Genomic DNA, 6,149 nt, shown 5'->3' with positions numbered 1-6,149 from the left:
TTTTCCTGAGGGGCCCTCGCGAACTCCACCGTGCACCGAGGCGTGTGGCCCCGAAGGATCTTCCCGCCCCGGCAAGGACCCGATCCAGTCGCGAAATCCCTGCCCCGCGAAGGAGATCCTTCGGTCGCGCCCGCAGTCTTGTGAGCGGGCAAGTCCTGCGCGGGCGCTCCCTCAGGGAATCAACGCCTGTGCGCAGTGTTTATGCGGATTCGGGATGACGCGCGGAGTCCAGCCCGGAACGGAGACGCGCCCCGTCGCTCGCGAGAGCGGCGCGGCGCGTCGTTCGTCCGGCGGGAACCCTGGATCAGGCCTACTGGCCGCTCTCGGCGCGCAGGCGCTCCTCCTGCTCGCGCAGCTCGGGCGTGAGCGCCTCGCCGAAGTCGGCGGCGTCGAACACCTGGCGGATCTCGATCTCGCTTTCCGTGCCGGGCATGGGGTTGGGCGCGCGCTTCACCCACTCGATGGCCTCCTCCTTCGACTTCACCTGGATGAGCCAGAAGCCCGCGATGAGCTCCTTGGTCTCGGTGAACGGTCCGTCGATCACCGTGCGCGTGTCGCCCGAGAACCGCACGCGGGCACCCTTGGAGCTGGGGTGAAGGCCCTCCCCGGCCAGCAGCACGCCGGCCTTGACCAGCGCCTCGTTGTACCTGCCCATCTCCGCCAGAAGCTCGGTAGGGGGCATGATGCCGGCCTCGGAGTTCTGGTCGGCCTTTACGATGATCATGAACTTCATGGGTCCGTCTCCGTCGAGGGATTCCTGGTTCGGGCCGGGCTGCCGGCCCCCCTTTCGGCGGGCTGATCCTGCCTCTGCCATCCCGACGAACGGCAGGGCGCCGGATCGACACGGCGGGCGTGAAGGGTATCGCCGGGCGTTCGCCGCCGCGAGTGGCCGGCCCCGGGGGATGACGAGCCGCCGCATCATCGCAACGTTTGCGATGCGGGACGGGCGCCGGTTAGCTTTCCCGCCTGGAGAGGGATGAACGCACCCACGGACGAGCCTGGATCCATGCCCATATATCCGCTGAAGCAGGTGGACCCCGCGGCCCCGGCCACGGCGCTGTACGACGAGTGGCTGGACGAGATCCGCCAGCAGCTGGAGGCCGGCGAGGACCGGTGGGAGCTGTGCCGGCGCACGCTCACGGGCCTCTTTTATCCGCACCACGCGGACGTGGATCCCGCGAAGCTGCCGCTGGCCGCGCGGGCCGCGCTGCTGCAGATGGACGCGCGCAACGTCACGCTGGAGCCGGAATACTACGCCGAGGTGGACGAGGCCAGGTTCTACGAACGCAAGCCGCTGCTGTGGATGTGGCAGATGTTCGACCGCAGCCCGCTGGGCGGCAACGTGCACGTGGGCGTGAAGTTCCGCCGGCTGCTGGCGCCGTACATCTTCAAGCGCGTGGGCCGCAACTTCAAGGCGTTCCACTTCGTGGAGTTCAGCTACGGGTACAACCTGGAGGTGGGCGACGACGTGGTGGTGCACCGCAACGTGCTGCTGGACGACCGCGGCGGCATCGTGCTGGGCGACCGCGTGAGCATCAGCGACTACGCCAACATCTACTCGCACACGCACTCCATCGTCGACCAGCGCGACGTGAGCAACCTCAAGACGGTGATCGACGACGGCGTGCGCATCACCTACCACGCCACGGTGCTGGCGGGCACGCACGTGGGCCACGACGGGATGGTGGGCGCCATGGCGCTGGCCACCAAGGACGTGCGGCCGTACCACGTGAACGTGGGCATTCCCGCCAAGTCCGTCCGCGTAAAGCCCAACGCGCCGCCGGAGGTGTACAAGGTGACCCTGCGCAAGGACGGCGAGGCGCCCATGCCCGGCGCGGGCGAGGGCTGAGGGGCCCTCACCCGCTCGCTGTCGCTCGCACCCTCTCCCGCAAACTGCGCGGGAGAGGGTGTATACTTCACACGAGCGACGTGCACCGGGGCCGCCACCGCGCGTCGGCGCGGTTCTCCCCCTCTCCGCGAGGAACGAGCGGGGACGGGGGACGGGGGGAGGGGCGGGTTGCTGCCGGCGCGATGCCCGCTTGGCCCTTGTAAGGAAATTCCCCCTGTCGCAGGGCGGGCGGGGCGCCATATTGCTCCGCGGCGGATGAACGTCCATCGGCATCATCCGCGTGTTCAGATCCCGAACGAGCAGTCCATGAGCGAGCAGATGATCGACGGCACGACGGCGACGGTGCCCGTGGAAGTCACGGATCCCATCAACGCGCAGATCCTGGCCGTCTCCGAAGACCGCGTCCAGGGCTTTCAGGCAGAGCCCTTCCAGGAGATCAGCCGCCTGTCGGGCGTGCCCGTGGAAACCGTGCTGGAGCGCATCCGCGCCATGCTGGCCGCGGGCGTCATCCGCCGCGTGCGGCAGACCATGCTGGCCACCAACCTGGCGCCCGGCGCCCTGGTGGCGTGGAAGGTGTCGCCCGAGCAGCTGGACGCGGCGTTCACCTACATGTTCCGCGAGGACCCGTTCAGCGGGCACGTGGTCATCCGCAGCACGGACGGCGACACGCCCGGCAGCGCGTACCGCCTGTGGACCACGCTCAAGGTGCCGCAGGGATTCTCGCTGGAGAAGCACGCCGAGTACCTGCGCCGCCGCGTGGGCGCCGAGGCGTTCAAGCTGCTGCCCGCCAACGCGCTGTTCACGCTGGGCGTGGGCCACGTGCGCCGGCGCGGCGTGGAGCCCGGCGCCCGCAGCGACGAGCCCGGCGCCATCCAGGACACGGTCGTCGTGGAGCTCACGGACCTGGAGTGGCAGGTGCTGGGGCCGCTCAAGCGCGAGTTCGCCGTGGACGAGATCGTGGACCACCCGTGGGAGGGCCGCGCGGCCGAGGCCGGCGTGTCGCTGGACGTCTTTTTGGCCACGGCGCGCGGGCTCAACGAGCGCGGCGTGGTGGGCCGGTTCAGCACGTTCCTGGAGCACGTAAAGCCGTCGGCGGCGGGCACGCGCGTCACGCGGTACAACGCGCTGTTCCACTGGAAGGTGCCGCCGGGCAAGGAGATGGACGCCGGCCGCGAAGTAGGCCGTCACTACGTCATGACGCACGCCTACTGGCGCGAGGGCGGGCCGGAGTTCGCCGGCGTGAACATCATGGGCGTGGCGCACGGGACGGAAAAGGAAGCCGTGCTGGCCCACAAGGCGGCCATCGACCAGCACCTGGAAGAGGCGGGGATCCCCGTCAGCTACACCAACGTGTTCTGGGGCGGCCGCAGCGAGATCAAGCCGTCGGAGATCCTGCCGTCCGCGTACCGCGCGTGGTGCGCCCGCGAGGGCATCGACCCCGAGACCATGCGCGGCTGATCGGGCTGGGTGGATGGAATACGGCGGCCCGGGGCATCATTCGCCCCGGGCCGCCGTCTTTGCATGCGTGGTGTTACAGGATTGGCGCGTTTCTGCCCTGTCCCTCCGCCGTTCGCTCCGGTGAATGTCACGATGCGCGCGAGGGCGTGTCAAAAATCGGCCGGGTGGTCGCAATCTGCACAAAGCGCACTTGATTTATTGCAGACGCGCGTACAGTTTTCCCGCCATGTCACTGATGCTGAACGAAAAGCAGGCGGATCTGCTCCGGTTTTTGAACCGGCAGACGGGACCGGTGTCGTCCGCGGACCTGGACGGGCGCGTGGTTCGCGCGCTCAAGTCGCGCGCCTGCATCAAGGAAGTGCGCTCCGGCTGGATCGAGGTGACGGAGGAAGGCCGCGCGGCGCTGGAAAGCAAGCCGCAGCGCCGCCGCCGGGGCCGCCGGCCCAACGTGGAAAAGTCGCAGGGCCATGCCCGCGCGCAGGCCATCCGCCGCGCCATCGAGGCGCTGGAGCGGGCCCTGCCCAAGGAGGCCGAGGTGGCGGTAGGCAACATCTTCGCCTACGCCGACGACGTGGTGGACGGCTTTCGCAAGTACGCGCGCAACTTGGAGCGCAGGAAAGACTGACGCGCGTCAGGGAGAAAGAAGAGAGGCGGGACGGGCATCGAGCCCCGTCCCGCCTCTTCTGCATTCCGTCTGCTGATCAGAAGCTCTGGCTGGATTCGCGCGTGTTGCATGGCCCCGCGCGAGCGCCCCCTCCGGGCTCGCGGAGCTCGCCCACCTCCCCCAAAAACCCTGGGGGAGGTTGAACTGCCGCCGTCAAAGCTTCGGATTCACCATCAGTGCAGTTTCGGTACTCTGGGCCCTCTGCGGCTCTGCGTGAGGAAAGCCGTTTGTAGTCATTCCGCGTCCTGCGTCCACTCGGTCAGCCGGTGGAGGAGCGCGTCGATGCGGGTACGCAGGTCCAGGTCCGTCACGTGCTCCGCCGCGGCGCGCAGGTACGACACCAGCAGGCCGATCTCGCCCTGGGCCAGCTCGCGCGCAAAGAGCAGCGGGTTGAGCCCCAGGTCGCCGGCGGCCGTCTCGATGGCGCGCTCGGCCAGCTCGCACAGCTCGTCCGTGTCGCCGCCGCCCAGCGCGGCCTCGTCGGCGGGGGGCAGCATCACTCGGGCGACGCGCCGGCGCGGGGCACGGCGTTCATCATCCCCGCGAAGGTGCCCGTGAGCAGCACGCGCCACTGGCCGTTGGACTGCTTGACGGGCGCCACCTGCACCTGGTCCACGCTCATGGCGCCCACTTCCATCCGCATGCGGTAGACGACGTGCGCCAGGCTGTCGCCCTCCATCACGTGGCCCAGCACGGTGGTCTGCGCGCCGGACAGCACCTCGCGCATCTCGGGCTTGTCCAGCTGCCAGCGCAGCAGCCGCTCAAAGAGCTGCGCGGGCGTAAGGCGGTTGAACTCCTCCATGCTCTGCACGCCGAACATCTCGCGCAGCTGTCCGTCGTCGCCCTCCGTGCCCACGAGGGCGACCATGCCCGACATCATCTCCTGCAGGTCCGTGAGCGCGTCGGGGTGCATGAGCGCCACGTTGGCCGCGTAGTCGCCGCGGACGAACGTGTCGAAGTACTGCTGCACCACCTGCTCCGGCGTGTCCTGCGCCCGCAGCCCCGGCGCGAACGCCAGCAGCGCCACCAGCAGCGCGGGCAGGGCCCGCAGCATCTTTCTCATCCCGTTGCCTCTCCTGTGGATCGGATGTCCTTCAACGCGCAGCCCTGAAACCCCGCCGGACCGGTGGATGTTCATCCGCCGCACGCCGTTCCGTACCTTCGTACCCCGTACCCTCGCACCGCCGTTCAGCGGGCCGGACGGCGGAACTCGGCGTCCGCGGCCCACGTGGGCAGGGCGTCGCCGTTCGCCAGCTCCACGGCGAAGTCCAGCACCAGCTCCGCCAGCTGCGCGGCGCCCGCCAGGTCAAAGTCCGGGCGGTACTCGTCGCAGGGCTGGTGGTAGCAGCGCGACGTGTACGCCTCTTCCTGCTGCGCGCCCCACTCCGCCGGCCGCCCCTCGTACTGCGTGCCCGCGGCGATGCTGACGGACGGCACGCCCGCCTTGGCAAAGCTGAAGTGGTCCGAGCGGTAGAAGTAGCCGCGCTCCGGGTGCTCGTCCGGCGACGTGCGCCAGCCGCGCGGCGCGATCATCCGCGCGAACTGCGCGCCCAGCGAGCTCTTGTTCTCGCCCAGCAGGCGAAAGTCCGTCGCGCGGCCCAGCAGGTTGCCGCCGTCCAGGTTCAGGTTGGCGACGATGCCGGTGATGGGCACAGTGGGGTTCAGCGCGAAGTACTCGGAGCCCAGCAGCCCCGACTCCTCGCCCGTCACGTAGACGAACAGCAGCGACCGCTTGGGCCGGGGCCCCTGCGCGGCCACGCGGGCGATCGCCAGCAGGTCGGCGATGCCGGACGCGTTGTCCAGCGCGCCGTTGTAGATGCTGTCGCCGTTCACCGCTGGACCGATGCCTAGGTGGTCCCAGTGCCCGCTGAGCGCCACGTACTCGTTGGCCAGCGCGGGGTCGGAGCCGCGCACGACGCCCACGACGTTCTCCGACTCCAGGTGCTGCACGGTGTTGCTGAAGGCCGCGTCCAGCGTGATGCCCGTGGCCACGGGGCGAAAGTCGCGGCGCTCGGCGCGGCGGCGCAGGTCCGCAAGGTTCAGCCCGGCCTGGGAAAGCAGCGCGGTGGCGGCGCTGTCCGTGATCCACCCGCGCACGCCCAGCGGCGCCGGCAGGCTGGGGCTGCGGGGAAGCATGCGCTGCTCCTTGGCCCACGAGCCCACGACGGTGTGCCAGGG

7 protein-coding genes are annotated in these 6,149 nt (G+C 69.7%); 3 read left to right on the top strand and 4 right to left on the bottom strand.

Features of this window, described 5'->3' with window-relative positions; genetic code table 11:
* Nucleotides 1-310: 310 nt before the first annotated feature.
* Entirely contained in the window at nt 311-733 is a 423-nt protein-coding gene (locus VFZ20_RS10640) for a YciI family protein (protein WP_329683850.1), read from the bottom strand.
* Between the two features lie 243 nt (nt 734-976).
* Here VFZ20_RS10640 and VFZ20_RS10635 point away from each other — a divergent pair, with 243 nt between their 5' ends.
* The 3 genes from VFZ20_RS10635 to VFZ20_RS10625 all read left to right on the top strand — a co-directional run bounded on the left by VFZ20_RS10635 (nt 977) and on the right by VFZ20_RS10625 (nt 3,932).
* Entirely contained in the window at nt 977-1,849 is an 873-nt protein-coding gene (locus VFZ20_RS10635) for an acyltransferase (protein WP_329683849.1), read from the top strand.
* A gap of 306 nt (nt 1,850-2,155) precedes the next feature.
* Nucleotides 2,156-3,307, top strand: coding sequence for a hypothetical protein (locus tag VFZ20_RS10630; RefSeq protein ID WP_329683848.1), 1,152 nt, complete (start codon nt 2,156-2,158; stop codon nt 3,305-3,307).
* Nucleotides 3,308-3,542: 235 nt separating this feature from the next.
* A complete protein-coding gene (locus VFZ20_RS10625; RefSeq protein ID WP_329683847.1) occupies nt 3,543-3,932 on the top strand; it encodes a hypothetical protein in 390 nt (129 codons plus the stop codon).
* 272 nt (nt 3,933-4,204) lie between these two features.
* Here VFZ20_RS10625 and VFZ20_RS10620 read toward each other — a convergent pair whose 3' ends face one another.
* From VFZ20_RS10620 to VFZ20_RS10610, 3 genes are all read right to left on the bottom strand, one after another.
* Complete coding sequence (locus VFZ20_RS10620; protein ID WP_329683846.1) at nt 4,205-4,471, bottom strand: hypothetical protein; 267 nt, start codon at nt 4,469-4,471, stop codon at nt 4,205-4,207.
* On the bottom strand, nt 4,468-5,034 hold the full coding sequence (locus VFZ20_RS10615) for a hypothetical protein (RefSeq protein WP_329683845.1): 567 nt from the start codon (nt 5,032-5,034) through the stop codon (nt 4,468-4,470). The genes VFZ20_RS10620 and VFZ20_RS10615 overlap by 4 nt, the downstream gene beginning before the upstream one ends.
* 125 nt (nt 5,035-5,159) lie before the next feature.
* Nucleotides 5,160-6,149: M28 family peptidase (locus VFZ20_RS10610; protein ID WP_329683844.1), on the bottom strand; the 990-nt coding region annotated here is incomplete at its 5' end.

Origin of the sequence: Longimicrobium sp., from assembly GCF_036280135.1 — a bacterium.
Classification (GTDB): domain Bacteria; phylum Gemmatimonadota; class Gemmatimonadetes; order Longimicrobiales; family Longimicrobiaceae; genus Longimicrobium.
The sequence above is the reverse complement of the archived record's forward strand: the minus strand, read 5'-3'. Positions and strand labels throughout refer to the sequence as shown.

Excerpts from the sequence above, each read along its gene's own strand:
- VFZ20_RS10640 (WP_329683850.1), bottom strand. The coding sequence starts at position 733 with ATGAAGTTCATGATCATCGTAAAGGCCGACCAGAACTCCGAGGCCGGC.
- VFZ20_RS10615 (WP_329683845.1), bottom strand. The coding sequence starts at position 5,034 with ATGAGAAAGATGCTGCGGGCCCTGCCCGCGCTGCTGGTGGCGCTGCTG.
- VFZ20_RS10625 (WP_329683847.1), top strand. The coding sequence starts at position 3,543 with ATGCTGAACGAAAAGCAGGCGGATCTGCTCCGGTTTTTGAACCGGCAG.
- VFZ20_RS10635 (WP_329683849.1), top strand. The coding sequence starts at position 977 with ATGAACGCACCCACGGACGAGCCTGGATCCATGCCCATATATCCGCTG.
- VFZ20_RS10630 (WP_329683848.1), top strand. The coding sequence starts at position 2,156 with ATGAGCGAGCAGATGATCGACGGCACGACGGCGACGGTGCCCGTGGAA.